General features: G+C 72.9%; 29 protein-coding genes, 1 tRNA gene and 1 pseudogene. 13 read left to right on the plus strand and 18 right to left on the minus strand.

From position 1 onward, the window contains the following. Positions 1 to 67: 67 nt before the first annotated feature. The 5 genes from glfT1 to MTO91_RS00815 all read right to left on the minus strand — a co-directional run bounded on the left by glfT1 (position 68) and on the right by MTO91_RS00815 (position 4,233). Entirely contained in the window at positions 68 to 973 is a 906-nt protein-coding gene (glfT1, locus tag MTO91_RS00795; RefSeq protein ID WP_073573814.1) for a galactofuranosyltransferase GlfT1, read from the minus strand. After that, positions 970 to 1,722, minus strand: coding sequence for a galactan export ABC transporter ATP-binding subunit Wzt/RfbE (gene wzt, locus MTO91_RS00800; RefSeq protein ID WP_083657998.1), 753 nt, complete (start codon positions 1,720 to 1,722; stop codon positions 970 to 972). The genes glfT1 and wzt overlap by 4 nt, the downstream gene beginning before the upstream one ends. A 6-nt stretch (positions 1,723 to 1,728) precedes the next feature. Then, complete coding sequence (wzm, locus tag MTO91_RS00805; protein ID WP_083657999.1) at positions 1,729 to 2,595, minus strand: galactan export ABC transporter permease subunit Wzm/RfbD; 867 nt, start codon at positions 2,593 to 2,595, stop codon at positions 1,729 to 1,731. Positions 2,596 to 2,682: 87 nt separating this feature from the next. Further along, positions 2,683 to 3,231 (minus strand): bacterial proteasome activator family protein, encoded by a 549-nt coding sequence (locus tag MTO91_RS00810; RefSeq protein WP_224403916.1) that lies wholly within the window; start codon positions 3,229 to 3,231, stop codon positions 2,683 to 2,685. A 15-nt stretch (positions 3,232 to 3,246) separates the two neighbouring features. After that, on the minus strand, positions 3,247 to 4,233 hold the full coding sequence (locus MTO91_RS00815) for an NAD(P)H-quinone oxidoreductase (protein ID WP_346102419.1): 987 nt from the start codon (positions 4,231 to 4,233) through the stop codon (positions 3,247 to 3,249). 54 nt (positions 4,234 to 4,287) lie between these two features. Between MTO91_RS00815 and MTO91_RS00820 the strand changes: the two genes are divergently transcribed. After that, complete coding sequence (locus MTO91_RS00820; RefSeq protein WP_476653331.1) at positions 4,288 to 4,980, plus strand: GNAT family N-acetyltransferase; 693 nt, start codon at positions 4,288 to 4,290, stop codon at positions 4,978 to 4,980. On the opposite strand, the gene ypfJ is transcribed toward MTO91_RS00820, so the two are convergent. Then, positions 4,977 to 5,912, minus strand: a complete 936-nt coding sequence (ypfJ, locus tag MTO91_RS00825) for a KPN_02809 family neutral zinc metallopeptidase (protein ID WP_251783211.1) — start codon at positions 5,910 to 5,912, stop codon at positions 4,977 to 4,979. The genes MTO91_RS00820 and ypfJ overlap by 4 nt on opposite strands. An 80-nt stretch (positions 5,913 to 5,992) precedes the next feature. Continuing rightward, positions 5,993 to 6,859 carry an AraC family transcriptional regulator gene (locus tag MTO91_RS00830; protein ID WP_476653334.1) on the minus strand — a complete coding sequence of 289 codons (867 nt, stop codon included), beginning with the start codon at positions 6,857 to 6,859 and terminating at the stop codon, positions 5,993 to 5,995. 81 nt (positions 6,860 to 6,940) lie between these two features. On the opposite strand from MTO91_RS00830, the gene MTO91_RS00835 reads away from it, so the two are divergent. Further along, positions 6,941 to 7,657: a class I SAM-dependent methyltransferase gene (locus MTO91_RS00835; RefSeq protein WP_476653336.1), complete on the plus strand. Its 717-nt coding sequence runs from the start codon at positions 6,941 to 6,943 to the stop codon at positions 7,655 to 7,657. Between the two features lie 23 nt (positions 7,658 to 7,680). Continuing rightward, positions 7,681 to 7,766, plus strand: a tRNA-Ser gene (locus MTO91_RS00840). Positions 7,767 to 7,853: 87 nt separating this feature from the next. Here the strand turns inward: MTO91_RS00840 and MTO91_RS00845 are convergent. After that, positions 7,854 to 8,441: a tyrosine-type recombinase/integrase gene (locus MTO91_RS00845; RefSeq protein ID WP_476654982.1), complete on the minus strand. Its 588-nt coding sequence runs from the start codon at positions 8,439 to 8,441 to the stop codon at positions 7,854 to 7,856. A 343-nt stretch (positions 8,442 to 8,784) separates the two neighbouring features. Next, on the minus strand, positions 8,785 to 9,726 hold the full coding sequence (locus tag MTO91_RS00850) for a GlxA family transcriptional regulator (RefSeq protein ID WP_476653337.1): 942 nt from the start codon (positions 9,724 to 9,726) through the stop codon (positions 8,785 to 8,787). A 107-nt stretch (positions 9,727 to 9,833) separates the two neighbouring features. Here MTO91_RS00850 and MTO91_RS00855 point away from each other — a divergent pair, with 107 nt between their 5' ends. Together MTO91_RS00855 and MTO91_RS00860 are read left to right on the plus strand one after the other, a co-directional pair. Next, entirely contained in the window at positions 9,834 to 10,145 is a 312-nt protein-coding gene (locus tag MTO91_RS00855; RefSeq protein WP_476653338.1) for a putative quinol monooxygenase, read from the plus strand. Positions 10,146 to 10,429: 284 nt separating this feature from the next. Further along, positions 10,430 to 11,756, plus strand: a pseudogene (locus MTO91_RS00860) (ISL3-like element ISPfr2 family transposase). Positions 11,757 to 11,811: 55 nt separating this feature from the next. On the opposite strand, the gene MTO91_RS00865 reads toward MTO91_RS00860, so the two are convergent. Together MTO91_RS00865 and MTO91_RS00870 are read right to left on the minus strand one after the other, a co-directional pair. Further along, complete coding sequence (locus tag MTO91_RS00865; protein ID WP_405421630.1) at positions 11,812 to 12,234, minus strand: DUF6194 family protein; 423 nt, start codon at positions 12,232 to 12,234, stop codon at positions 11,812 to 11,814. 53 nt (positions 12,235 to 12,287) lie between these two features. Continuing rightward, complete coding sequence (locus tag MTO91_RS00870; RefSeq protein ID WP_405420436.1) at positions 12,288 to 12,725, minus strand: SRPBCC family protein; 438 nt, start codon at positions 12,723 to 12,725, stop codon at positions 12,288 to 12,290. 94 nt (positions 12,726 to 12,819) lie between these two features. On the opposite strand from MTO91_RS00870, the gene MTO91_RS00875 reads away from it, so the two are divergent. After that, positions 12,820 to 13,320 (plus strand): DinB family protein, encoded by a 501-nt coding sequence (locus tag MTO91_RS00875; RefSeq protein WP_208818657.1) that lies wholly within the window; start codon positions 12,820 to 12,822, stop codon positions 13,318 to 13,320. A 62-nt stretch (positions 13,321 to 13,382) separates the two neighbouring features. Here MTO91_RS00875 and MTO91_RS00880 read toward each other — a convergent pair whose 3' ends face one another. Next, positions 13,383 to 13,784 carry a DUF6924 domain-containing protein gene (locus MTO91_RS00880; protein ID WP_208818656.1) on the minus strand — a complete coding sequence of 134 codons (402 nt, stop codon included), beginning with the start codon at positions 13,782 to 13,784 and terminating at the stop codon, positions 13,383 to 13,385. A 30-nt stretch (positions 13,785 to 13,814) separates the two neighbouring features. Here MTO91_RS00880 and MTO91_RS00885 point away from each other — a divergent pair, with 30 nt between their 5' ends. Beyond that, complete coding sequence (locus tag MTO91_RS00885; protein WP_405420432.1) at positions 13,815 to 13,964, plus strand: hypothetical protein; 150 nt, start codon at positions 13,815 to 13,817, stop codon at positions 13,962 to 13,964. Here the strand turns inward: MTO91_RS00885 and MTO91_RS00890 are convergent. From MTO91_RS00890 to MTO91_RS00900, 3 genes are read right to left on the minus strand one after another with little or no spacing between them, the layout of a single operon-like run. Beyond that, positions 13,948 to 14,217, minus strand: a complete 270-nt coding sequence (locus tag MTO91_RS00890) for a helix-turn-helix domain-containing protein (RefSeq protein WP_208818654.1) — start codon at positions 14,215 to 14,217, stop codon at positions 13,948 to 13,950. The genes MTO91_RS00885 and MTO91_RS00890 overlap by 17 nt on opposite strands. Continuing rightward, on the minus strand, positions 14,217 to 14,684 hold the full coding sequence (locus MTO91_RS00895; protein ID WP_208818653.1) for a DUF2975 domain-containing protein: 468 nt from the start codon (positions 14,682 to 14,684) through the stop codon (positions 14,217 to 14,219). The genes MTO91_RS00890 and MTO91_RS00895 overlap by 1 nt, the downstream gene beginning before the upstream one ends. A gap of 60 nt (positions 14,685 to 14,744) precedes the next feature. Beyond that, on the minus strand, positions 14,745 to 15,575 hold the full coding sequence (locus MTO91_RS00900; protein ID WP_476653342.1) for an oxygenase MpaB family protein: 831 nt from the start codon (positions 15,573 to 15,575) through the stop codon (positions 14,745 to 14,747). A gap of 111 nt (positions 15,576 to 15,686) precedes the next feature. Between MTO91_RS00900 and MTO91_RS00905 the strand changes: the two genes are divergently transcribed. Then, positions 15,687 to 16,094 (plus strand): YccF domain-containing protein, encoded by a 408-nt coding sequence (locus tag MTO91_RS00905; protein WP_476653343.1) that lies wholly within the window; start codon positions 15,687 to 15,689, stop codon positions 16,092 to 16,094. A 9-nt stretch (positions 16,095 to 16,103) separates the two neighbouring features. Here MTO91_RS00905 and MTO91_RS00910 read toward each other — a convergent pair whose 3' ends face one another. After that, positions 16,104 to 17,360, minus strand: a complete 1,257-nt coding sequence (locus tag MTO91_RS00910; protein WP_476653344.1) for a M18 family aminopeptidase — start codon at positions 17,358 to 17,360, stop codon at positions 16,104 to 16,106. Positions 17,361 to 17,379: 19 nt separating this feature from the next. Between MTO91_RS00910 and MTO91_RS00915 the strand changes: the two genes are divergently transcribed. The 4 genes from MTO91_RS00915 to MTO91_RS00930 are packed head-to-tail and all read left to right on the plus strand — an operon-like array spanning position 17,380 to position 21,983. Continuing rightward, positions 17,380 to 18,882 (plus strand): GMC family oxidoreductase, encoded by a 1,503-nt coding sequence (locus MTO91_RS00915; RefSeq protein WP_476653346.1) that lies wholly within the window; start codon positions 17,380 to 17,382, stop codon positions 18,880 to 18,882. Further along, complete coding sequence (locus MTO91_RS00920; RefSeq protein ID WP_251783200.1) at positions 18,875 to 19,354, plus strand: SRPBCC family protein; 480 nt, start codon at positions 18,875 to 18,877, stop codon at positions 19,352 to 19,354. Before MTO91_RS00915 ends, MTO91_RS00920 begins: the two co-directional genes overlap by 8 nt. Next, positions 19,351 to 19,926, plus strand: a complete 576-nt coding sequence (locus MTO91_RS00925; protein WP_476653347.1) for a GNAT family N-acetyltransferase — start codon at positions 19,351 to 19,353, stop codon at positions 19,924 to 19,926. Before MTO91_RS00920 ends, MTO91_RS00925 begins: the two co-directional genes overlap by 4 nt. A gap of 26 nt (positions 19,927 to 19,952) precedes the next feature. Further along, on the plus strand, positions 19,953 to 21,983 hold the full coding sequence (locus tag MTO91_RS00930) for a M3 family metallopeptidase (protein WP_476653349.1): 2,031 nt from the start codon (positions 19,953 to 19,955) through the stop codon (positions 21,981 to 21,983). 69 nt (positions 21,984 to 22,052) lie between these two features. On the opposite strand, the gene MTO91_RS00935 is transcribed toward MTO91_RS00930, so the two are convergent. Beyond that, on the minus strand, positions 22,053 to 23,630 hold the full coding sequence (locus MTO91_RS00935) for a glycoside hydrolase family 16 protein (protein ID WP_476653350.1): 1,578 nt from the start codon (positions 23,628 to 23,630) through the stop codon (positions 22,053 to 22,055). 544 nt (positions 23,631 to 24,174) lie between these two features. Here MTO91_RS00935 and MTO91_RS00940 point away from each other — a divergent pair. Beyond that, positions 24,175 to 24,849 (plus strand): response regulator transcription factor, encoded by a 675-nt coding sequence (locus MTO91_RS00940; protein WP_218899298.1) that lies wholly within the window; start codon positions 24,175 to 24,177, stop codon positions 24,847 to 24,849. A gap of 9 nt (positions 24,850 to 24,858) precedes the next feature. Here the strand turns inward: MTO91_RS00940 and hisC are convergent, their stop codons facing one another. Further along, complete coding sequence (gene hisC, locus MTO91_RS00945) at positions 24,859 to 25,911, minus strand: histidinol-phosphate transaminase (protein WP_405420409.1); 1,053 nt, start codon at positions 25,909 to 25,911, stop codon at positions 24,859 to 24,861. Positions 25,912 to 25,929: the final 18 nt, after the last annotated feature.

Consider the following 25,929-nt stretch of genomic DNA (forward strand, 5'->3'; position numbering starts at 1 on the left):
CCGCCGCGGTGGTCGCCGCACGACGTCACCGGTCGCCACGCCAGATCGTGGGCTGTGGGGGCGACGGTCAGGGGGCGCGGTGGAACTGCTCGCGGCGGCCCTGGCGGAGCAGGGTCAGCCAGTCGCGGAAGGCGCGCGGGTCGCGTTTCGTCACCAGGAAGTACCAGGCGAACCTCGGCAGCTCCAGGAGGCCGATCCTCCGCATCCCGGGCTGGGACATCAGGTAGCCGCGGTTGCGGTAGGTGTAGTAGCGCTTGACCTCGTCGCCCGGGTCCTGGGCGTGCAGCCGCCCGCCCAGCATCGGCTTGAACTCGTCGGAGCCGTAGGGGTGCAGGTAGGTGGCCTGCAGGGCGGTGCCGAAGGGCAGCCCGGACCGGACCATCCGGCGGTGCATCTCCACCTCGTCGCCGCGGACGAACAGGCGCAGGTCCGGCACCCCGATGACCTCCAGCGTGGAGGCCCGGAAGAGGGCGCCGTTGAAGAACGAGGCGATCCCGGGGAGCAGGTCGTCGGGGCCCAGCGCCGAGCGGGACCGGTGCCAGGTGACGCCGCGGCGCAGCGGGAAGGCGAGGCGGTCCGGGTCGGCCTTGTCGGCGACCACCGGTGACACCGCGGCGAGCCCGTGCCGCGACGCGACGTCGAGCAGCGTGGCGAGGGTGGACTCGTCGGCGGCGTGGCCGTCGTCGTCGGCCAGGAAGATCCACTCCGCGCCCATGGCGAGTGCGTGCAGCATCCCCAGGGCGAAACCGCCCGCGCCGCCGAGGTTGGACCACGAGGGGAGCCACGTCGTCGGCAGCGGACAGGCCTCGACCGCGTCACGCGCGGGCAGGTCAGGCCCGTTGTCGACGACGATCAGGTGCGCCAGCGGGTGGGTCTGCTTCGCCATCGCCGCGAGCGAGTCGACGAGCAGCTCGGCCCGGTGCCGCGTGACGACGACGCCGACGACCGAGCCGGGCGGGAGCGGTCCGGTCACGACGGGGTCCGCCCCTTGTAGTGGTCGAGGACCTCGTGCAGCGGGCCGTACTCCTTGATCGTCCCGTGCTCCATCCACAGCGCGGTGTCGCACAGGTCGGCGAGGAACTCGTCGGAGTGCGAGGCGAAGACCAGGATCCCGGAGCGGTCGACGAGCTCGTGGAGCCGGTTGCGGGCCTTGTTCAGGAACTCCGCGTCGACGGCGCCGATGCCCTCGTCGAGCAGCAGGATCTCGGGGTCGATCGAGGTGACGACGCCGAGGGCGAGCCGCACCCGCATACCCGTCGAGTAGGCCCGCAGCGGCATCTCCAGGTAGTCGCCCAGCTCGGTGAAGGCGGCGATGTCGTCGATCCGCGCCTCCATCTGCTTGCGCGTCATGCCCAGGAACAGGCCGCGGATCAGGATGTTCTCGTAACCGGAGATCTCCGGGTCCATCCCGACGGCGAGGTCGAACACGGGCGCGACCTTGCCGCGGACCAGCGAGCGACCGCGGGTGGGCTCGTAGATGCCGGCCATCAGCCGCAGGAGCGTGGACTTGCCGGCGCCGTTGTGCCCGACGAGCGCGACGCGGGCGCCCTTGTCCAGGCTGACGGTGATGTCGCGCAGCGCCTCGATGATCGGCACCTTGGCGTCGGTGCCGATCCGGCCGCCCGCCTTGCCGAGGACGGCCTTCTTCAGCGACCGCGTCTTGGCGTCGAAGATCGGGAAGTCGACGGCGGCGCGGTCGATCCGGATGCGGGGTTCAGTCACAGAGGTTCACACCCAGTACGCGACGCGGGAGCGGTAGTTGCGCAGGCAGATCAGGGCCGCGGCCCAGCCGACGATCGTGATCACGCCCGTGACCAGCCAGTACCGGCCGACGATCTCCTGGCCGAGCAGCGGCTGGCGCACGATCTCGACGAAGTGGAAGACCGGGTTCAGCTCGACCAGCTGGGCGCGCTCGCGCGCGGCCGGGTTGTCGCTCAGGATGTCGACCGACCAGACGATCGGGGTCAGGTAGAAGACCAGCTGGGTGACGCTGGCGATGATCGGGGGGATGTCCCGGAACCGGGTCGCGAGGATCCCGGCGAGGATCGCGACCCAGGCGCCGTTGATCGCCAGCAGCGCGAACGCCGGGATCGCCAGCAGCGTCGACAGCCCCAGCGGATGCGGGAACACGATCATCAGCACGACCCAGACGACCAGGTTGTGCAGGAAGAACAGCGTCTGCCGCCACACGAGCCGGTAGATGTGCAGGCTGAGCGGGGCGGGCAGGAACTTGATCAGGCCCTCGTTGGCGATGAAGACCTCGCTGCCCTCGAGGATGCAGCCGGACACGAAGTTCCAGATCAGCAGCCCGACGGCGACGTGCGGCAGGAACGTCGCCAGCGAGATCTGGAACAGCGCCGAGTAGAGGATCCCCAGGCCGAGGGCGATGACGCCCATGCTGATCGAGATCCACAGCGGTCCCAGGACGGAGCGGCGGTAGCGCTGCTTGATGTCCTGCCAGCCGAGGTAGCCCCACAGCGGCCGTTGCCGCCAGCCCTGGGCGAGGTCCGCGAAGGCCCGCCGCCAGCTGCGCGGGCTCGACACCTCGGACGGGTCGACGACGTCACCCGGCTCGTCGGTCACGGTCACGGCCACCCGGTGAGGGTACTCAGACGCCGTCCGCGGGCCCGGCAGGGGAGGCCCCGGCCGGGACACCGCGAAACCGCAGGTCGTCGTCGTGCGTCAGAGGTACTGCCCGGTCCCGCGACCCATGCCCTCGGGGACGCCGCCCTGCTCCGGCCCACCGCCGACGCCCGGGGGCAGCCCGCGACGCATCTGCTCCAGCTGCGCCCGCGCGGCCATCTGCTGGGCGAACAACGCGGTCTGGATGCCGTGGAACAGGCCCTCCAGCCAGCCGACCAGCTGGGCCTGGGCGATCCGCAGCTCACCCTCCGACGGGATCGTGTCCGCCGTGAACGGCAGGCTGAGCCGCTGCAGCTCCTCGCGCAGCTCCGGCGCCAGGCCCTCCTCGAGCTCCTTGACGGAGTTCTCGTGGATCTCCTTGAGCCGCTCGCGGGACGCCTCGTCCAGCGGTGCGGCCTTCACCTCCTCGAGCAGCTGCTTGATCATGGTGCCGATCCGCATGACCTTCGCGGGCTGCTCCACCATCGACGCGGGGCTCTGACCCTCGTCGTCCTGCGGAACCGAGGCCATGCCCACCGGACGCCCGTCGGCGCCGACCACCACGACCCGGTCCCCGGGGGTCTCCTGCTCGTCGCTCATGCCCGCCATTCTGGACCCGCCCGCTCAGGAGTTCACGAGCAGGAGCTTGCCGGTCACCCCACCGGCGTCCAGCCTGCGGTGCGCGTCGGCGGCGTCGGACATCGCGAACCGCTCGAAGATCACCGGCTTCACCCGGCCGTCGGCGAACAGCGGCCACACGTTCTCGCGGACCCCGTCGACGATCTCGGCCTTCGAGTGCGGACCGTCGACCGGGCGGCCGCGCAGGCCCATCGCCGAGACGTGGCCGCGCTTGGCCAGCAGCGCGCCGATGTTCAGCTCGGCCTTCACCCCGCCCTGCATCCCGATGATCATCAGCCGGCCGTCGCGGGCCAGCGCGGACAGGTTGTTCGCCAGGCCCTTGGCGCCCATGTTGTCGAGGATGACGTCGGCGCCGTGGCCGTCGGTGGCCTTCTTCAGCTCCTCGGCGATGTCGTCGTGGTAGTCGATGACGATGTCGGCGCCCAGGTCGCGGCAGAACTGCAGCCGGTCGGCGTGGCCCGCGGTGGCGGCGACGCGCGCGCCGAGCGCCTTCGCGACCTGGATCGCGTGCGTTCCGATACCCGACGAGCCGCCCTGGACCAGGAACGTCTCGCCCTCGGCGAGCCGGCCCTCCAGGAACACGTTCGACCAGACGGTGCAGGCGACCTCGGGGAGGCCGCCCGCCTCCTCCAGGGAGACGCCCGCGGGAACGGGAAGCAGCTGCGGGGCCGGGACGGCGACCTTCGTCGCGTAGCCGCCGCCGGCGAGCAGGGCGCACACCTCGTCGCCGACCGACCAGCCGGTCACGCCGTCACCGAGCGCGGCGATCCGGCCCGCGCACTCCAGGCCGAGGATCTCCGACGCGCCGGGCGGGACCGGGTAGTTCCCCTGGACCTGCAGGAGGTCGGCCCGGTTGACGGCCGAGGAGACGACGTCGAGTACGACCTCGCCCGGGCCGGGCTCGGGGTCGGGCACCTCCGCCCACGTCATCTGCTCGGGTCCGCCGTACTCGGTCAGGGTGATCGCCCACATGGGAGCCGACGGTATTCCGTGGCGCGCCCGTCGGCGATCCGGCACGGTCGACCGATGGACGTGCTCCCCGCGCCGATCGACCCGGTGCCCGACCCGTGGCCGATGTCCGGGCTGACCCTGCGGACCCCGCGCCTGGAGCTGCGCGTCGAGGACGACGCGTCGGTCCGGGAGCTGATCGCGGCCGTGCACGAGAGCGGGATCCACCCGTCGTCGGAGATGCCGTTCCGCGTCCCGTGGACCCGGGCCGACCCGCGGCACCTGGGGCGCGGCATCGCGCAGTACGTCTGGTCGAACCGCGCGAAGGCGTCGCCGGACTGGTGGACGCTGCAGTTCGTCGTGCGCGCCGAGGGCCGGGTGGTCGGCCTGCAGGACGTCGTGGGGGACCGGTTCGGCGTGCGTCGCGAGGTCGCGACCGGCTCGTACCTGGTGCGACGGGCGCAGGGGCGCGGCTACGGCACGGAGATGCGGGCCGCGGTGCTGGCCTTCGCCTTCGACCACCTCGGCGCGCTCGTGGCGCGCTCGGAGTACGTCGAGGGCAACCCGAGGTCGGCGGCCGTGTCGGCCCGGCTCGGGTACCGCGACGACGGCACCGCCACGATCGACCACGGCGACGCCCGGGTCACCGAGTACCGGGTGCTGCTCACGCGGGAGGCGTTCGTGCGGCCCGGGTGGGAGCTGTGCGTCGCCGGCTACACCGACGATCTCGCGGGGTTCCTGGCCGCCGATCCGCCGGCCGGGCGGCCCTAGTCGAGGCTGCGCGCGGCGAAGGTGTCGCAGGAGTCGGGGTTGCCGCTCTGCAGGCCGGTGGTGAACCACTTCTCGCGCTGCGCGGAGCTGCCGTGCGAGAACTGCGACTCGTCGACCCGGCCGCCACCCAGGTTGGACTGGATGTAGTCGTCGCCGATCCGGGACGCGGTGTCGAGGGCGGCGTCGATGTCGGACTGGTTCAGCTCGCTGATCAGCGGCCGCCCCGACGGGCCGGGCGTCGTCGTGGCGTGGTTCGCCCAGACGCCCGCGTAGCAGTCGGCCTGCAGCTCCAGGCGCACCGAGCCGGAGGTGGGGCCGGTGTCGTTGCCGGCCCTGCGGTTGGTGCCGAGCAGGTTCTGGATGTGGTGGCCGTACTCGTGGGCCATCACGTAGGCCTGCGAGAACGGTCCGCCCTGCGCACCGAAGCGGGTCTGCAGCTCCTGGAAGAAGGTGAGGTCGATGTAGATCTCGGAGTCGGCCGGGCAGTAGAACGGCCCGCTGTCCGACGAGGCCGAGCCGCAGCCGTCGGTGCTCACTCCACCGGAGAAGAAGTTCGTCCGCGGCGTCGTGAAGCCGGAGGAGAACTGGGTGGCCCAGAAGTCGTCGAGGGAGTTGACGACGGCGACGACGCGGCAGTCCGTCGAGGTGTTCGCCGAGGCGCCGGTGGCGCAGTTCTGCTGCAGTGACGAGTTGTCCGCGGTCTGGCCGGAGCCGACCTGGTCGAGCCCCGGGTAGCCGCCGCCCGCGCCCATGCCGGACATGTCGACGCCCGCGAAGTTCGACAGCAGCAGGTACAGGATGACGCCGACGAGGCCCAGGCCGCCGCCCGCGCCTGCCACCCGGCCGCCGACCCCGCCGCCCCGGCCACCGCCGGATCCGCGCAGGTCGTCCACACCGGACGTGTCGAGCCGGGCGTTCTCGTCGAACCGCACGTCGTCCTCCCGAGATGAGACCGGGGGAATCCCACCACACCGCGCCGGACCGCACCGGCGCGGACGTCCCCCGCCACCCGTCAGGGGGCCCCGGAGCCGGCCCGCCAGGTCGCGGCGCCGATTCCGTGCGCGGCCCGGAAGCGGCGGGCGAAGTAGCCGGGGTCGGGGTAGCCGACCCGGGCGCCCACCTCGGCGACCGGGAGGTCGGTGGAGGCGAGCAGTCGCCGTGCCTCCCGCATCCGGCGCTCGGTGATCCACTGTTGGACGGTCCGCCCGGTCCCGCGCCGGACGACGGTCGTCAGGTGCCCGGGGGTGAGCCCGACCGCCGCGGCGACGTCGCGCAGCGACAGCCGGCCGGCGAACCGCTCCTCGACGACGGCGAACACCGCCGCGAGCAGCGGGTCGCCCGACTCGGCGGGTACGTCGTCGACGAGCCGGCCGAGTGCCACCAGCAGCAGGGTGAGGTGGGCGCGGGCGGCCTCGGCGTGACCGTCGCGCCGGCGGGTCAGCTCGTCGTCGAGGTCGGTGAAGCGGGTCCGCCAGGCCGCGCGGTCCGCGGGCGGGACGCTCAGCCGCTGCCCGCCACCCCGGTGACGCCCCACGAACGGTGCCAGCAGCGGGTGGTCCCGCCAGGACGTGGACGCGACCGCCTCGGCCGGGAACACGACCGACCACATCTCACCGGGTGGCGACTCGGGCTCCTCGGGGTGCTCGACCACCGCGCCGGGCGCGATGACGAGCGCGTCGCCCTCGCCGAGGGGCCAGGTGTGCCCGTCGATCCGGTACGTGCCGGCGCCGCGGACGACGTGCACCAGCGTCAGGAAGTCGTGCGTGTGCGGTCCACGCACCCGCGGCAGCGCCGAGGGCCGGGCCGTGTGCTGCACCGCGATCGGCACCGGTGAGTGGACGAAACCGACCAGCGGAACGTCCGAACTTCGTCCCACCACGACCACGGATCGTGCCTTGTGGGCAGCTCAGATGGCAAGCAGAGTCGATCGTGAACACGAACTTCGTCCCCAGGGGGAGCGATGACCACGCACGCCCACACGCCCGCGCTCGTCAGCTCGCGGCTGCTGCCCGGCTACGACACCGTGGCCCGGCTCGGTGGCGCCGTCCCGATGTACTGGCGTCTGCTGGCCCAGGCCGGCATCGGCCCGCGGGACCGCGTGCTGGAGATCGGCTGCGGGACCGGGAACGTCCTGCTGCGCGCCACGGAGGCCGTTCCGACGGCCACCGTGCGCGGCGTCGACCCCGACCCGGAGGCGGTCGCCATGGCCCGCCGCAAGGCCGCCGAGGCCGGCGTCGAGCTGGAGCTGCAGGTCGGTGTGGCCGAGGACCTGCCCCTCGACGACGGCAGCGTCGACCGGGTCCTCTCCTCGCTGATGCTGCACCACATCGCCGCCGACGCCCGGGTCGCGGCACTGCGGGAGGCGCACCGCGTCCTGGCGCCGGGCGGGAGCCTGCACCTGGTCGACCTCGACCACGACCCGCGCACCGGCGGACGGATGCGCACCGTGAACAGGGTGCTGTCGCTGCTGGCCCGCCTTGACCCGGCCCACCGCCGCTCCCGGCACGGCGCCCGCAGGGATCACGGCGGCCACGGCCACGGCGGCCACGGCCACGGTCACGGGGCGCAGCAGCCGGTGCCGGAGCTGCTCGCGGCCGCGGGGTTCACCGACGCGACGGTGGTCGGCCACGGGACGACCAGGATGGGGCCGGTCACCTACTACCGCGCGGAGCGCTGAGCGGTCCCGTTACCCTTCCGTGCGGAAGCGTGGCAGAGCGGCCGAATGCACCCGCCTTGAAAGCGGGCGTCCGAAAGGACCGGGGGTTCGAATCCCCCCGCTTCCGCCATCTCTGACCTGCAAAGACGCAACCGCCGCGCGCTCCCGGACCTCCGGGAACCCGCGGCGGTTGCAGTTGTGGTGGCATTCCGCCTTCTCAGACGGTCGTCGGCAGCCCGTCGGACGTCTGCCAGAGCAGCCCACCGATCCGTGAGGCGACGTCCTGCCGCACCGCTGACGTGAGGTGCTGGTACCGCGCAGCCATCGCGGTGTTCGACCAGCCCATCACGCCCATGACGGCCCGCTCGGTCACCCCCAGCAGAAGCAGGACTGTCGCGGCGGTGTGTCGAGCGTCGTGCAGCCGCCGTTCCGGGACTTCCGCCGAGACGAGGAGCTGCTTCCAGTTCTTGTTGTCGGTTCGAGGGTGCAGGACGGTGCCGAATTCGGTCGTGAAGACGTAGTCGGTGTCCACCCACAGGTCGGCAGCCCGCACACGCTCGTCGTACTGCTCGTTGGCGTGTTCCCGGAGCAGCTTGACGAGCGGATCGGGCAGACCGATTCCCCGGCGGCCGGCCTCCGATTTCGTCTCCGCGGTCTCGGGCCGCAGAGCGAGTCGGTGAGGACAGCGGCCGGCCTGCTTCCGTCCGCATGTCCCGTCGCAGCCGTGAGCCCATTTCGGGCGTAGGCGATTGCGGGCTCTTCCCAGATGAGGGTGTAGGTCGGCCGGGCGCGTCGGTCCGCAGATAGACGTCGAGGTCTCCCGACGACGGAGGTTCCTACGCCATCCATCCGAAAGACCTCGACGTGTCCGACGCTACCCCGCCGGCCGGCTTCGGCCGCCCTGACCTGACCGCCTTCGCGGCTCATCCCAATCGACCCTGATCGGGTCTGCTGACCCCCTCGACGAGAACGCAGCGACATCACAGCCACCCAACCCCGACCGTCCGGGAAGCCGGGGCACGTCACATGGCCTGTGCTGCGGGCGTGTCGAGTGGGTCGTCCAGGGGCGACGCAGGAGCGTCGACGCGACGTGCTGAGAGGTGGTTCCAACCGAGCGCTAGGACACCGGCTACAGGCATGGCGATAGGTCAGGAACGGCGTCGCTCCCTGCGCAGGAGGGAGCGCAGAGTCTCGGCGTTCGCGTAGCCGACCCGTCGCGCGATCTCGGCGGAGGTGAGGTCCGTGGTTGCTGAGAGGTGCCGAGCTCGTTCGATGCGAAGCCGTTGGACGAAGCCGAGCGGAGTGAGGTTGAGCGCCGCACGGACTCGTCGTTCGAGGGTGCGCCGGCTGGTGCCGAGCGACTGCGCGACGACGGCGACGTTGAACGGTTCGTCCAGACGGACGCGCACGAAGCGTTCGAACTCGACGACGATCGGGTCCTCGTGCCGGAGATGTTCGTAGGCGACGAAGGCCGCCTGCGACGGGCGCTCGTCGATGATGAGGAGCTTGGCGACATGTTGGGCCAGGTCGGGGCTGATCGATCGCACGAGTGAGAGCGCGAGGTCGATGTGGGCGAAGGCGGCGCCGGCGGTGACGAGGTTCCCGTCGACCACGACCATGGTGTCGAGATCGAGGGCGACGGTCGGATAGCGCTTCAGGAACTCCGGCCCCAGGAACCAGCTGGTCGTCGCCCGCCGATGATGCATCCGTCCGGTCTCGGCGACGGCGAACACGCCGGTGCACGCCGCGGCGATCCGGGTGGTCGCGTCGTCGAGGCGCCCGAGTGAGGCGATGACCGAACGAGCATCTCGGCTCTGGAGGGCGTCGTGGGTCGCGGCGGCCGTGAGGGTTCCAAGCGCAGGGACGACGACCACGTCGAACTCTCCGGACTCCGACAGCGGGTGGTCCACCGACAGGGTCATCGATGCCGTCGTGGTCACTCGCCGTTTCGGTCCGAGGATGGCGAGTTCGATCGGGTCGATCCGCGGGTCGACATCGCCGCGGGCTCCGTCGGCCACCCGCACGATGTCGACGACCGACGCGACCGCCGAACCGAAGCAGCCGTCGATCGCGATCAGTCCGATACGCATGACGCGAACGATAGCAATACTGCCGTATACGCCACTCCCCACCGGCCCTCGCTCGTCATACGCTGAACTCGCCCCACGAAGAACCCCGACTTCAAGGAGAACCCCTCATGTCCACACCCGCATCACTTCCGTATGCCTTCGTCGCCAAGATCGTCGCGGCCGATGGACAGCACGACGCGCTCGCCGATCTGCTCGCCGGCGCTGTCGCACTCGCCAACGAAGAAGCAGGAACGATTGTCTGGTTCGCGGCTAGGACCCACGCCGACACCTTCTGGATCTTCGATGCATTCCCCGACGAGGCCGCTCGCGACGCCCACGCCAACGGCGCCATCGTCGCAGCCCTGATGGCCAACCAGCACCTCCTCGGCGCAGCACCCGAGATCCTGCCGGCCGACGTCCTCGCGTCCAAGCTCCCGTAGTCCGCCAACGCACGAGACGATCGCGCCCCGCCGAGCCGTCGGACCCGACCGCCTCGACATCCGCACCACCACCAGAACCGAACCGCCCCTGCCCTGCGTTTGCGCAGGTCAGGGGCTGTTCGCCGGAGTCGCCTGTCGGAATCGAACCGACGACCTAATCACGTCGGCTTTGCGGGCTCTTCCCAGATGAGGGTGTAGGTCGGCCGGGCGCGTCGGTCCGCAGATAGACGTCGAGGTCTCCCGACGACGGAGGTTCCTACGCCATCCATCCGAAAGACCTCGACGTGTCCGACGCTACCCCGCCGGCCGGGTTCGGCCGCCCTGACCTGACCGCCTTCGCTCGACTCGACGGCCTCGGTCTGAGCGTGACCGGGCAACGACTTGAACCGGATCGTGCGGTCCTCGCGTGCCGCGTGGTGGAACCAGATCAGTCTTGCCGACGGTGCGGCAGCGAAGGCGCTGCTCGTGACACCGTGATCCGGCGGTTGGCCCACGAGCCGCTGGGCTGGCGACCGACCGTGCTGGAAGTTGTAGTGCGCCGCTACCGCTGTGCCGACTGCGGACACGTGTGGCGCCAAGACACCAGCGCCGCGGCGGAGCCACGCGCGAAGCTCTCGCGCACCGGGTTGCGGTGGGCGCTGGAAGGGATCGTGGTCGCACACCTCACCGTCGCCCGTGTCGCCGAGGGACTCGGGGTCGCGTGGGACACCGCCAACAACGCGGTCCTGGCCGAAGGCAATCGGCTGCTGATCAACGACCCCACGCGGTTCGAGGGCGTGAAGGTCATTGGCGTCGATGAGCACGTCTGGCGCCACACCAGGCGTGGCGACAAGTACGTCACCGTGATCATCGACCTCACCCCGGTCCGCGATGGCGCCGGCCCAGCAAGGCTGCTGGACATGGTCGAGGGCCGGTTCGAAGGCGGCGTTCAAGACCTGGCTCGCCGACCGCGACGACGCCTTCCGTGACGCGGTCGAGGTGGTCGCGATGGACGGCTTCACCGGGTTCAAGACCGCCGCTGCGGAGGAGATCCCGGACGCGGTCACGGTGATGGATCCCTTCCACGTCGTGCGCCTGGCCGGTGACGCCCTCGACAGGTGCCGGCGCCGGGTCCAACTCGCGATCCACGGGCACCGTGGGTTCAGGGACGACCCGCTCTACAAGTCGCGGCGCACGCTGCACACCGGCGCGGACCTGCTCACCGACAAGCAGAGCGACAGGCTACGCGCGCTGTTCGTTGATGACGCTCACGTCGAGGTCGAGGCGACCTGGGGTGTCTACCAGCGCATGATCGCCGCCTATCGCCACGAGGACCGGCAACGTGGCCGCGAGCTCATGGAGAAGCTGATCACCGACCTCAGCGCCGGCGTCCCCAAGGTGCTCACCGAGCTCACCACCCTGGGCCGGACCCTGAAGAAGCGAGCCGCCGACGTGCTCGCCTACTTCGAACGACCCGGCACCAGCAACGGGCCGACCGAGGCGCTCAACGGACGGCTCGAACACCTGCGCGGCTCCGCACTCGGGTTCCGCAACCTGACCAACTACATCGCCCGAAGCCTGCTCGAGACCGGCGGCTTCAGACCCCAACTCCTACACCCCCGATTGGGATGAGCCCCGAAAGGACCGGGGGTTCGAATCCCCCCGCTTCCGCCACGGCCGTCGCCGATCACCCCCGCCGCCGGACCGCGTTCCCGTGCTTGCGCACGGCGAAGTCGTTCGCGTCGTCGAGCAGCTCCCGCACCCGCGGCCAGGTCGTGTCCGGCTCCACCACCGCCACCCACTGGTATGCCGCGTAGACGGGATGTGGGAACAGCACGTCGCGGGTGGCCGGGTCGATGCCCGGATCGGTCGGGAACAGCTCCCGGTAGCGCGCGGTGGGCAGCCCGATGTTGAGCCGGAACGCGCCCGGCCGGTCGAGCTCGGACGCGGCGTCGTTGACGTCGGACCGCACGACGGTCGCCCAGCCCTGCCGGGGGCGCTGCTCGTAGTCGTGGTCCGGGTCGTGGATCGCGAACGCGTCCCCGTTGCCCTCCACGATCCGAGTGCCGGGGAACCCGGCGAGAACGGCGATCACCTGTTCAGCATCCATGCCGCCAGGGCAGCACTTCTCCATGATCGCTCGTCCGGTGTGTGTGCTGCAGATCACATCCTCTCGGCGACGACGGCGAGCCGGTCCAGCGAGGCGCGCAGCCGGTCGGCGGTCGTGGCCCGGGCCCGCCGCTGCCGGAAGGCGTCGTCCGGGTCGAGGCCCGTCCAGTCGTAGGTGCACGTCACGCGGGTCCTGCCGGCGTCGACCGGCTCCAGCTCCCACCGCCACAGGTGTCCGGGCGGCGGGCTGCCCGGCTCCGACGGCAGCCAGGCCACCCGTCGTCCCTCCGTGAACTCGACCACCCGGTTGTCCCGGACGGTGCCCTGCGTCAGGAGCATCGAGAAGACGTCGCCGACGGCGCGTACCCGCTGGCCGGGGGCGGCCTCGGCGAGGTTGTCGTTGCCGTCCCACTCGGGCTGGCGGGCGGGGTCGGCGACGAGCTCGAAGATCGTCCCGGGCGCGGCGGCGATCTCGCGGCTGCTGCGTACCACGGTCGGCGAAGTGTCGGTCACGAGCGGAGTGAAGCACCGGCGCCGCGCCGGGGGAAGCGGCCCGGTGTCGGACCCCGCTGACACGATCGCGGGCATGACCGACCGCGCCTTCCCCCCGATGCAGGCCGACGCCCTCACCACGCTCACCGCCTGGCTCGACTTCTACCGCGTCACCCTCGTCGGGAAGTGCGAGGGACTGACCGACGAGCAGCTGCGGTCGGCGTCGGTGCCGCCGTCGTCGCTGACGCTGCTGGGCCTGGTCCAGCACCTGGCCGCGGTCGAGCGGAACTGGTTCCGCCAGGTCCTGGGCGGTGCGGACGTGCCGCCGCTGTACCCGCGCGAGCCCGGGACCGGCCACGACGGCGGCTTCGAGCCCGGCGACGCCGGTATCGCCGGGGCCCGTGCCGTCTGGGAGGACGAGGTCGCCCATGCCCGCCGGGTCGTCGCGGCGACCGGGCCCGACGGCACCGGGACGCTCGACGGGCACGCGGTGTCGGTGACGTGGGTCCTGACCCACGTCATCGCCGAGTACGCCCGCCACACCGGGCACGCCGACCTGGTCCGGGAGCGGATCGACGGGGCCACCGGCGTCTGAGGTCCCGGCCGCGTTCCGCGGAACGCGGCGTCACCGGCGCGCCGGACCGACGGTCGTGATCGTCAGCAGAACCCGCGGAACGTCCGGTCGGGCTGCAGCTCCGCGTGGTCGGCGTGGTCGGCGAACCCGGCGCGCGGCGAGGGGAAGCCGGAGAGCACAGCGGCGGCGATCCGGAAGGTCCGGCCCGGCTCACCCCGCAGGTCGGCGACGACCACCGGGAAGTCGTGGTCGGCCAGCGCACGCTCGTCCACGACCAGCAGCAGCGGGTGCCGCCCGGCCAGCCCGTCCTCCAGTGCGGACGTCACCACCCGCTCCACCGGCCAGTCGGTGAACAGGTCCTCCAGGACGACGTCGAACGAGGTACCGGTCGCCCGCAGGATCCCCAGCAGCTCGTTCCACGGGCCCTCGCCGGTGTCGGTGCACGTCCGGACCAGCGGCGTGCGGCGCGTCTCGGGGAACTCCACGGCCGTCATCCTCCGTGACAGGGTGACCGGGTGAGCAGCGCACCCGGCGTGGACGGCCGCCGGTTCGCCGGCGTGAGCAACTCCGGCGACGGTGGGATGCGCTCGCACGAGACCTGGGCGTGGGAGTCGCGGCCGGGCATCGGGGCGAGCGTCGTCGAGGAGGTCACGGGTCGGACGTGACCTCGTGCGCGCCGCGGTGGGTGCGGCCCGGCGCGGCGTCCGGCAGGTCGTCGGGGACGTGGCGCAGCACGTCACCGGGTTGGCAGTCGAGCACCCGGCAGATCGCGTCGAGCGTCGCGAACCGGACGGCCTTGGCCCGGCCGTTCTTCAGGACGGCGACGTTGGCCGGGCTGATCCCGACGGCGACGGCGAACTCCCCGACCCCCATCTTCCGGCGGGCGAGCATCAGGTCGATGTCGACGACGATCGCCATCAGACCACCTGCTCCAGCTCGCGACGCAGCGCGGTGGCGTTGCGCAGCAGACCGAGCATCACCACCATGAGCAGGGCGAACGCGATCCCCGCGGCGCCGAGACCGCCGCCGACGAGGATCAGGCCGGGGGCGTCGTCGAGCTCTCCGATGTGCGCGCAGACGGCCCCGGTCAGCACCCCGGCCAGCAGTCCGGACAGCGCGAGGACCGGCACCCAGCGGAAGGCCCGTTCGTCGAAGATCGCGTCGCGGCGCACCATCGACAGCAGTACCCAGATCGCGACCAGCCCCACCTGCACACAGCCGATCGCCAGGACGACGGCGACGACGTGCAGCAGTCCGGGGACGGGCGGTGCCCCCGCCAGGCCCGCGTTCCACGCGGTGGCCGTGAGGATGACCTGGGTGGCGAGCGTGCCGAGCCCGGTGAGGACGAGGGCGACGCGCAACGTCTGGATCAGCGCCGGTGACATCTATCGAGTATCGACAGGTATCGATCGAGAGTCAAGAGATTTCGTCGGCGCCGACGGCGGTCACCCGGCGCGGTCGGCCTCCGTCCGGCGGGCGGCGCGCACCAGCCGTCGTGCCTCCTCGATCTCCGGCGGCCCCGGCACGTCCGGCAGCACCCCGGTGGCGGTGCGGAGCCCGCGCAGCGTGAGCGTCGTGGACCAGTCGGTCGTCGGCAGGCCGGGCAGTCCGTAGAGGCGCCGGGCCCAGCGCGGCAGCGTCGCCAGGGCGAGGGTGGACAGGCCGGCGATCCCGAGCCGGACCTGCAGCGGCGCCGCGCCCTGCGGGGCGAACAGGTTCCCGGCCGCGCGACGGGCCTCGTCGGTCATCCGCAGCCGGGGACGCACCGCGGCCATGTACTCGGCCATCTCGGCCACCGACGACGGCACGGTCGCCGGGTCGATGCCGACCACCTCGGCGGCCCGGACGCTCTCGGCGACGTAGGCGTCCGCCGAGTCGTCGTCGAGCAGACCCGACCGGCGGGCGACGTCGGTGTAGGACTCGATCTCTGCGGCGTGCACCCAGAGCAGGCCCTCCGGGGCGTCGATCCGGTAGCTCTCGCCGCTGTCGGGGTCGTGCCCGCGCAGCCCGGCGTGCAGTCGGCGGACGCGGGCGCCGGCCCGGTCGACGTCGGCCCGCGGTCCGAACGTGCGGGTCCCGACGAACTCGACGGTCCGCCGGAACCGCGCGTAGGACTTCTTCGGGTCGAACAGCGCCGAGTTCTGGTACGTCCCGCGCATCACCCGCGGGTCGAGTGACTGCAGCAGCAGCGCGCGCATCCCGGCGACCCACATCACGGGTTCGAGGTGCACCCGCCACGTCACCGAGCGGGGGCCGAACAGACCGTGATCCACCATGTGTTCCAGGACACCCCGCGCGGGGCGGGAGCGCACGTCGATCACCGGATCCGGGGTCGGCCTCCGGGACATCCCGGAGGGGGAACCGGACAGCTCGGGCATGCTGGAGCCATGCTCCGCCTCATCCTGAACGTGGTCTGGCTGGTCCTCTCCGGCTTCTGGCTGTTCCTCGGCTACATGCTCGCCGGGATCGTCGCCTGCGTGCTGGTCGTGACCATCCCGTTCGGGATCGCCTCGTTCCGGATCGGGCTCTACGCGCTGTGGCCGTTCGGCCGCGACGTCGTGCGCCTCCCCACCGCGGGGGCGGCGTCGACCATCGGCAACGTGCTGTGGATCGTGCTGTTCGGCTGGTGGCTGGTCATCGGCCACATCGGCACGGCGATCGCGCTGGCGGTCACGATCGTCGGCCTGCCGCTGGCCTGGGCGAACCTGAAGCTCATCCCGGTGTCGCTGCTGCCGCTGGGGTCGCGGATCGTGGACAGCGACACCTCCATGCCGGGGCGGCCCGTGCTGCGCTGACCGCGGGCCTCAGCCGGCGTCGGTCAGGAACTCCACACCCGCCCGGGCCAGCAGGCCCGGGTCGTGCACCCCGCACAGCTCACGCGCCGAGTGCATCGACAGCACCGGGATGCCGACGTCGACCGTCCGGATGCCCAGCCGGGTCGCCATGATCGGCCCGACGGTGGATCCGCACGGCACGGTGTTCTTCGAGACGAACACCTGGTTCGGCACGTCCGCGGTGCGGCAGGCCCGCTTCCAGGCGGCCGCACCCGGCGCGTCGGTGGCGTAGCGCTGCACCGCGTTGACCTTCAGCGACGGCCCCCGGTTCGGCACCGACAGGTGGTCCGGGTCGTGCTTGTCCAGGTGGTTGGGGTGCGCGGCGTGCGTGACGTCCACCGACAGGCAGCGCGAGCGGGCGAACACCGCGTGCCGGGAGTCGAAACCGCCGGCCAGCCGGGTCAGCACCGTCTCCAGCAGCGGCCCGGCCGCGCCGGTCGCGCTGGCCGAGCCGATCTCCTCGTGGTCGAAGCCGACGAACACCGGAACGGTGCCCGGGTCGCGCTCGACGGCGGTGAGCAGCGCGCCGATCCCGGCGTGCACCGAGGCCAGGTTGTCCAGCCGCGGGGCGGCGAGCAGCTCGTCGTCGCGGCCGAGGGTGGCCGGCGGCGTCAGGTCGTAGGTGAACAGGTCGTGCGCCGCGACGTCCTCGGGGTCCTCGCCGACGCGCACGGCGAGGAACTCCACCAGGTCGCCGCCGTCCGGGTCGCCGAGCCCCCAGATCGGGAGCAGGTGCCGCTGCGGGTCCAGGGTCAGGCCCTGGTTCACGCCGCGGTCGAGGTGGATCGCCAACTGCGGGATGCGCAGCAGCGGCCGGTCCACACGGACCGGGACGACCCGGCCGTCGTAGAGCGCGAGGCGCCCGGCGAGGCCGAGGTCGCGGTCCAGCCAGGAGTTCCACAGCGCGCCGCCGTAGACCTCCACCCCGACCTGGCGCCACCCGGCCACACCGACGTCGGGGTTCGGCTTGACCTTGAACCCGGGGGAGTCGGTGTGCGCGGCGAAGATCCGCAGCGGGGCGCCCGGCCCGGACGCGGGCTGCCACCAGGCCAGGATCGTGCCGTCGCGGACCAGGTAGCGCCCGCCCGGCCCGTCCGCCCACGGCTCGTCCTCGCGCTGCTCGGTGAAGCCCGCCGCGGACAACCGGCGCACCGCCTCGGCCACCGCGTGGTACGGCGACGGGCTCGCGGTGAGGAACGAGGCGAGATCACGTGCAGCGTCGGTCACGTGGGGCATCCTGGCAGCAATGACCGACAGCTTCGACGTGGTGGTGGTGGGCGCGGGGTCCGCGGGGTGCACCCTTGCGGGCCGGCTGGCCGGGCGCGGTGTGCGCACGGCCCTGGTCGAGGCGGGCGCCGTCGTCGTCCCACCGGACTCGACGCCGATCGCCTCGCTCGCCGCGACCGCCCCCGGCCACGTCCTGAACTGGGCCTACCGGGCGACGCTGTGCCAGGGCCGGGAGTGCACCGTGCCGCGCGGACGCGTGCTGGGCGGCTCCGGCGCGATCAACGGCGGCTACTTCGTGCGCGCCGTCCCGGCGGACTTCGCGGACTGGGGCGTCCCGGGCTGGTCCTACGACGACGTCCTGCCGTACTACCGGCGGCTGGAGCGCGACCTCGACTTCTGCACCTCCGACCGGCACGGCGACGCCGGTCCGCTGCGCATCTCACGGCCCTCGGGCCGGCTGCGGGCCGCGACGACCGACCCGTTCCTGGCCGCCTGCCTCGCGCTCGGCCACCCCGAGGAGCCGGACAAGAACGCCGGTGGCTCACCGGGAGCGGGTCCGATCCCGACCAACGCCGTCGACGGGCGCCGGGTCAGCGCCGCCACCGCCTACCTGCCGCCGCCGTGGGGGAACGCGGAGTGGAAGGACGCGCTGACCGTGTTCGGGGGGGCCCCGGTCGAGACCCTGGTGCTCGACGGTGACCGGGTCACCGGCGTGCGCGTCGGTGGTCGCACCCTGCACGCGGCCGAGACCGTCGTGACGGCGGGCGCGGTCGGCACTCCGGCGCTGCTGCAGCGCTCCGGGATCGGGCCGGAGGACACCCTGCGGGCCGCGGGCGTCGCGGTGGCGCACGAGCTGCCCGGGGTCGGGCGTGGCTGGTCGGACCACCCCGCGGTGTTCCTCCCGCTGCGCAGCGGGCTGCCGGACCCGCCCGCCGACGCCGTCGCCGCGCAGGCCGCGCTCAACCTCGACTCCGGGACCGACCCGGCCGGTGACCTGGAGATCCTGCTGTTCGCGCACCCGTTCGCACCCGGCGGTCCCGCGCATCTGATGTGCGCGGTGCAGCGCCCGGACAGCCTCGGGATGCTCGCCATCACCTCCCCGGACCACGACGACCCGCCCCGGCTGGACTTCCGCTACCTGCGCACCACCTCCGACCGGCACCGGATGCGGGCCGCGGTGCGGATCGCCGCGGAGATCCTGCGCGCCGCGGACTGGGACCGCGCGGGCCCCGACGACGGTGGCCCCGCCGGCTGGGAGCTCGGCAACGACACCCGGCTCGACGGCTGGATCCGCGACCACCTGACGACCTCGGTGCACCTGTCGGGCAGCGCCGCGATGGGCTCCGGGCCGGACGCCGTCGTCGACGCCGGCCTGCGGGTGCACGGCCTGGCCGGGCTCCGGGTGGCGGACACCTCGGTCCTGCCCCGCGCGCCGCGGCGCGGACCGGCCGCGACCGCGATCATGATCGGGGAGCGCGCCGCCGACCTGGTGTGCGGCATCGAGGGGGAACACCGTGCATGACGAGGTCACCGTCCACATGGCGGCGCCGGCCGAGCGGATCTGGGAGCTGGTCTCCGACATCCGCAACACCGGCCGGTTCTCACCCGAGACCGTCGACGCGCAGTGGCTGGGCGGCGCGACCGGTCCGGCCGTCGGTGTCCGGTTCCGCGGCAAGGTCGTCCGCAACGGACGCGGCCCGACCTACTGGTCGGAGTGCGAGATCACCGCGTGCGAGCCGGGCCGCGAGTTCGGCTTCGTCGTGCTCCTGCCCGGCGGCCGGCGGATCAACCACTGGCACTACCGGTTCACCCCGGCCCCCGCGCCGGACGGCACCGCGGGCACCGACGTCACCGAGTCCTTCCGGCTGGAGCCCTCGGCCGCCACCCGGCTCTACTGGACGCTGCTGGGGTGGGCCCGCGGGCGCACCAATCGCGAGGGGATGCGAACGACCCTGGAACGCATCCGTGCGGTGGTGGAGGATCCCGCGGTGTGATCCGTCCCGCTCGCGTCGCCGACGTCCCCGCCCTGCGTGAGATCGAGCGCGCCGCGGGGGAGACGTTCCGGGAGATCGGGCTCGACGTCGTCGCCGAGGAGGAGCCGCCACCGGCCGCGGTACTGGCCGCGTACGTGGTGGCGGGGCGGGCGTGGGTGGCCGAGAGGAGCGCAGGCGGAACGAGCATCGGTGCCGAGAGGAGCGCAGGCGGAACGAGCATCGGTGCCGAGAGGAGCGCCGGCACCGGGCTCGTCGGGTACCTGATCGCCGACCTCGTCGACGGCTGTGCGCACGTCGAGCAGGTGTCGGTGCTGCCGTCGCAACGCGGACGGCGGATCGGGGAGGGCCTGGTCGAGCACCTCGCGGGCTGGGCCCGGGACCGCGGCCTGCCCGCGCTGACCCTCACCACCTACCGGGACGTGCCGTGGAACGGCCCGTACTGGGTGCGGCTCGGCTTCCGTGAGCTGATCGCGCCCGGCCCGGGGCTGCGCGCGATCCGGGAGCACGAGGCCGCGCGCGGTCTCGACGTGTGGCCGCGGCTCGCGATGCGCCGTGAACTGGCCGGATCCTGACGGTCCCCGGCCGTAGGGTCGGGCCCATGAGCAACCCGTTCCTCGCCCCGAGCGCGCTGCCGTGGGGGCTGCCCGACACCTCCCGGATCACCGACGAGCACTACCTGCCCGCGTTCGAGGCCGGGACGGCCGAGCAGCGCGCCGAGGTGGCGGCGATCGTCGCGCAGGAGGGCGGGCCGACCTTCGACGACACCGTCGTCGCCCTGGAGCGCTCCGGTGCCACGCTGGACCGGGTGGCGCGGCTGTTCTACACGCGCGTCTCGGCGGACTCCTCACCCGCGGTGCGCGAGATCGAGGCGCAGGTCGCGCCGATGCTCGCCGCCCACGCCGACGCGATCGCGCTGGATCCGGGCCTGTTCGCCCGGATCGACGCGCTGCACGCCCGTCGCCACGACCTCGGTCTCGATGCCGAGTCGCTGCGGCTGCTCGAGCGCCACCACCGCGACATGGTGCGCGCCGGGGCCCGGCTCGGCCCCGAGGAGCAGGTCCGGCTGCGGGAGCTGAACGCCGAGCTGTCCGGGCTGACCACCCGGTTCGGTGCGGCGCTGCTGGCCGGGGCGAACGCCGCGGCCGTGCACGTCACCGACCGCGACCGGCTCGGTGGCCTGTCCGACGACGCGGTCGCCGCCGCCGCGACCGCCGCGGCCGAACGCGGTCACGACGACGGCTGGCTGATCACCCTGGTCCTGCCGACCGCGCAGCCCGCACTGGCGGTGCTCACCGACCGGTCGCTGCGCGAGGAGCTGTTCCGTGCGTCCACCGGGCGCGGTCAGGGCGGCGAGCACGACACCCGTGACACCGTCCTCGCGATCGTGCGGCTGCGCGCCGAGCGGGCCGTGCTGCTCGGGTACCCCGACCACGCGTCGTACGTGATCGACGACGCGACCGCGGGGACGGCGGAGGCCGCCGTCGCGATGCTGGAGTCGCTGGTCCCCGCCGCCGTCGCCAACGCCGACCGGGAGGCAGCGGAGCTGGCCGGCGGTGTCGAGGGCGACCTGGAGCCGTGGGACTGGGCGTTCGAGGCGGAGCGGATGCGCCGCGAGCGCTACGCCGTCGACGACGCCGCGCTGCGCCCGTACCTGGAGCTCGACCGGGTGATCACCGACGGCGTGTTCCGCGCCGCGTCCGGGCTGTACGGGATCACCTTCACCGAGCGCACCGACCTGCCCGCCTACCACCCGGACGTGCGCTGGTGGGAGGTCCGTGACAGCGACGGCGAGCCGCTCGGGCTGTTCGGCGCCGACCTGTGGGCGCGGCCGTCGAAGCGCGGCGGGGCATGGATGAACTCGCTGGTCGACCAGTCGTCGCTGCTGGGGACGCGGCCTGTCGTGCTGAACACGCTGAACCTGAACAAGCCCCCGGCCGGGGAGCCCGCGCTGCTCACCCTCGACGAGGTCCGCACCCTGTTCCACGAGTTCGGGCACGCCCTGCACGGGCTGTTCTCCGAGGTGGAGTACCCGACGTTCGCCGGGACGTCGGTGCCGCGCGACTTCGTCGAGTTCCCGAGCCAGGTCAACGAGATGTGGCTGAAGGACCCGCAGGTCCTCACCTCGTTCGCCCGCCACCACGTGACCGGCGAGCCGCTGCCGGACGAGCTGCTGGCCGCGTCGCAGGCCGCCCGCGGGTACGGCGAGGGCTTCGCGACGACGGAGTACCTGGCCGCGTCGCTGCTGGACCAGGCGTGGCACCGGCTGTCCCCGGCCGAGGCCGCCGGGATCACCGACGTGCTCGCGTTCGAGCAGCAGGCGCTGGAGGCGGCCGGGGTCGCGCACCCGCTGGTCCCGCCGCGCTACCGCAGCACCTACTTCAACCACGTGTTCGGCGGCAGCGGGTACGCGGCGGCGTACTACTCCTACATCTGGGCCGAGGTGCTCGACGCCGACACCGTCGCCTGGTTCGGCGAGCACGGCGGACTGCGCCGGGAGAACGGCGACCGGTTCCGCCGCGAGGTGCTGTCCCGCGGCGGCGCCGTCGACGCGATGGAGGCCTATCGCGCGTTCCGCGGCCGCGACCCGGAGATCGCGCCGCTGCTGGCGCGGCGCGGTCTGGCCGGCTGACCCGGCACACACGACCGCCCGCCGTCCGGTGGGGAGCGCCGGGCGGCGGGCGGTCGTGTGTGCGGAGTGCTACTCGTACTGGCGCATCCAGGCGACCCGCATCTCCGACGGCTCCGGCGAGCCGCCGTCGGGGAAGTAGTCGAGCTGGATCGTGGCGTGCATCGGACCCGGGGGGAACGTGTTCGGGTCCTCGGAGCGGAACCACTCGACGCCGTCGACGTAGCCGACGATCGCGTCCGGGGTCCACTCCACGGCGTAGTTGTGCCACTGGGTGATGTCGAGCTGCTTCTTGGCGTCCTTCTGCGAGTTCGAGCTGCCGTAGTGCAGGAAGAAGGACACGTCGTCGCTGGCGCTGGTGGTCTCGGCGAAGTCGATCTCGCCGCCCTCCGGCCAGGACACCTCGCTCGGCCACAGCAGCAGCACCGGGTGGTACTGCTTGTCGCCCTTGGGGAACTGCGCTCGCATCTCCCACTTGCCGTACTTCTGGGAGGTGCCCCAGGCCATGCCGCCGGTGTTGCCCTGCGAGTCGCCGCGGATGACGAGGTTGCCGTTCTCCACCGAGATCGCGTCGGAGGTGCGGCGGCCCTGGCCGTCGTGGCCCTCGCCGTTGTAGGGCGACCAGTTGCTGCCGAGGGTGTTGCCGAGGAACTCGTCGCCGCCGATGGCCTGCCAGCCCATCTTCAGCGCGGCCTGGATGCCGTCGCCGGCGACCTGGACGGCGCCACCGACCGGACCGGCGGCGGGGGCTCCGCCCGAGTTCCCGGAGCTCCCGGAACCACCGGAGTTCGCGGCGGCCCGTGCCCGCTCGGCAGCCTCGCGGCGGCGCTGTTCGGCGCGCCGCTCGGCGGCCTCCTGCGCGGCCAGGGCCTGGCCGATCTGGCCGGACGCGCCCTGCGCGGCATCGCCGAGTGCGGAGCCGCCCCCGTTGGCCAGCACCGGGCCGGCGGACAACGCGGTGTCCGACGCCGACCGGCGCGAGGAGTCGTTCACCATCGCCGCGGACAGCGACGGGTCCTCGGTGCCGGGCTGCAGCAGCGTCAGCACCATCGTCGCGGCGAGCACCGCGGCGGCGCCGACGCCCAGCGGGGCGAACCGGCGGACACGGGAGCGGGCGGGTCGTGACCGGTCGATCGCGACGACCGAGCCCGTCCCCGACACCTCGGGTTCGTGCAGGCCGGCGATGGCCCCGCCGGTGACCTCGGTGCGCGGTGCGGGCACCTCGGCCTGCGGGGACGCGGGCTCCCCGGTCCCCGACGACCCGCCGAACAGCTCCACACCGGACAGTCCGGCCGCCGACGACGGCGCGGACCGCCGCGCGCGACGGCCCGGGGTCCGGGTGGTGGGCGCGGCGTGCGCGCCCGTCCCGGTCACCGCGGTGTCCCCGGCGACGGTCTCGTCCCCGGCGGCCGCGGTGTCCACCGCGGCGGCGTGCGCCCCGGTGCCGGTGACGGCGCGGGAGCCGCTGCCGGTCGCGTGGCCGCCCGGCGCCCACGGGCCGGGGTCGGCCGTGTCGGCCCAGGTGATCCGCCCGGCGTCCGCCGTCGTGGCATCGGTGGGGGAGTCCGCCGTGACGGCGGCACCGGTGTCGTCGGGGTCGGTGTCGTCGTACCCGGCGTCGAGGACGCGGTGCCGCCCGGAGGCGCTCACCCGGTCCTCGAGCAGGGTGGCCGCGGGTACGGCGGATCGGGCCGTGTCGTCCGTCGGGGCGGAGGACACGGCATGCCTGCCCCGGGGAGACGGCACAGAGGGGGAGCTGTGCTCGGCGGCGAGTCGCGCGATCAGGTCGCGGGGGTCGACCTGATCAGCCGCAGCGGAACTCTTCCGTCGCATGAGGAGGGACTCTAGGTAGAGTGACCGAGTGTGAACACCCTCGCTGAGAAGGGTGGTTGCGTCTTCGCGCCGACAGGTCGACGGAGAGCGCCGAAGAGCAAGATCCCGCCATTTCGGCAGTAATGCTGGGCCGAACAGAGCAACGGAACTCTCAGAGTCACCCGTTCAGGCTAAGCGGTCACGGTACGTCGCACCGTTAGCCGATTGTGACGGGCTGCCGGTCGAGGAACAGTGACCGTGCCTCCCCGGTGCTCCCCGCACGACCTCACGAGCTCCCCGCTCCCCGACCTCCGCAGGATCTGTGAACGATCACGCTCCCCCCGTCTCGCCGTCCCTCCCGATCCCCGCGCCCCGTGCCGAGATGCGCGCGCTCAGCGTGTTGCTGGCCCTGCCGCCGTCGGCCGGCACCGCCTCGCTCGGCCGCGGGCTGCGCCAGGACCTCGCCGCCGAAGGCGTGGACCTCGTCGTCGTCGCCGACGGCATCGAGTTGCTGGACACCCTGCGCTCCCGCGGCGCCGACCTGCTCGTGCTCGACATGGAGCTGCCGGGCCCGGAGCCGTCGGTGCTGCTCGGAGCCGTGCAGTCCGAGTCCCCGCCGACCCCGGTGATCACCGTCGTGCCGCGCGAACGGCGGGCCGGGGTGATCGGCATGCTGCGCGGCGACCGCGACGACTTCCTGATCCGGCCGTTCGTCCCGGACGAGCTCGCGTCCCGGATCCGGCTCCGGCTGCGTGCCGCCGCGGGGCTGCCCGCGCCGACGGTGCTCGGGCACGGCGGCCTGTCCGTCGACGTCGACGCCGGCCAGGTGTTCGTCGACGGCCGCCGGGTCGCGCTGTCCCCGACCGAGTACGCGCTGCTGCTCGCGCTGGCCGAGCAGGCGGGCGAGCCGGTCGCGCTCGACGACCTGGGCCGCCGCGCCTGGACCGAACCGGTGTCGGCCAACCTGGTGCAGGTCTACGTGTCCTACCTGCGGCGCAAGATCGGTCCCGAGCGGATCAGGACCATCCGGGGGCTGGGCTACCAACTGGACGGCTGAGCCGGGCTCTCAGGATCCGAAGGACGACGCGACGTCGAGCAGCAGGTCGTTCTCCTCCGGCGTGGACACGGTGACCCGCACCCCGTCGGTGGCGAACGGGCGCACGATCACCTTCCGCTCGCCGCAGTGCGTCGCGAACGCCGCGGCCCGGTCCCCGAGCGGCAGCCACACGAAGTTCGCCTGGGTCTCCGGCACGGTGAACCCGGACCCGCGCAGCCCGGCGGCCACCCGGTCCCGCTCCGCGACGACGGCGGCGCAGTCGGCGAGGATCTCCTCCCGGTGCTCCAGCGCGGCGACGGCACCCGCCTGGGCGACCGAGCTGACCCCGAACGGCGGCGCCACCTTGCGCAGCGCGGTCGCGACCTCCTCGGAGGTCAGGGCGTAGCCGACCCGCAGTCCCGCCAGCCGGTAGGCCTTGGAGAAGGTGCGCAGCACGACCAGGTTCGGGTGGGCGTCGAGCAGCGGCCGGCCGCTGACGGCGTCGGGGTCGGTGACGTACTCGGCGTAGGCCTCGTCGAGCACCACCAGCACGTCCGACGGCACGGCGTCCAGGAAGCGGGCGAACTCGTCGCGGTGCACGGCCGGGCCGGTCGGGTTGTTCGGGCTGCACACGAACACCACCCGGGTCCGCTCGGTGACCGCGGCGGCCATCGCGACGAGGTCGTGCCGGAAGTCGGCGTCCAGCGGCACGGTGCGGATCTCCGCCCCGCCGATCCGGGTCACGATCGGGTACGCCTCGAACGAGCGCCAGGCGAACAGCACCTCGTCACCGGGGCCCAGGCAGCTGATCTGTACGAGCTGCTGGCACAGCGTCACCGACCCGCAGCCGACCGCGACCCGCCCGGGCTCCAGGGCGTACAGGTCCGCGATGCGTCCGGTCAGCTCGACGACGCCGAGGTCCGGATACCGGTTGCCACCTGCGGCGGCGCGGGCGATGGCCTCCAGCACCGCGGGAGCGGGCGGCGCGGCGACCTCGTTGCTCGCGAGCTTGATCGCCCCGGGGACGGTGCGACCCGGCACGTAGGCGGGCAGGGTGTCCAGATCGGGACGGATCAGCGTCATGACGGCAACGGTATCCGC

This window comes from Pseudonocardia sp. 2-7 (genome assembly GCF_056341085.1).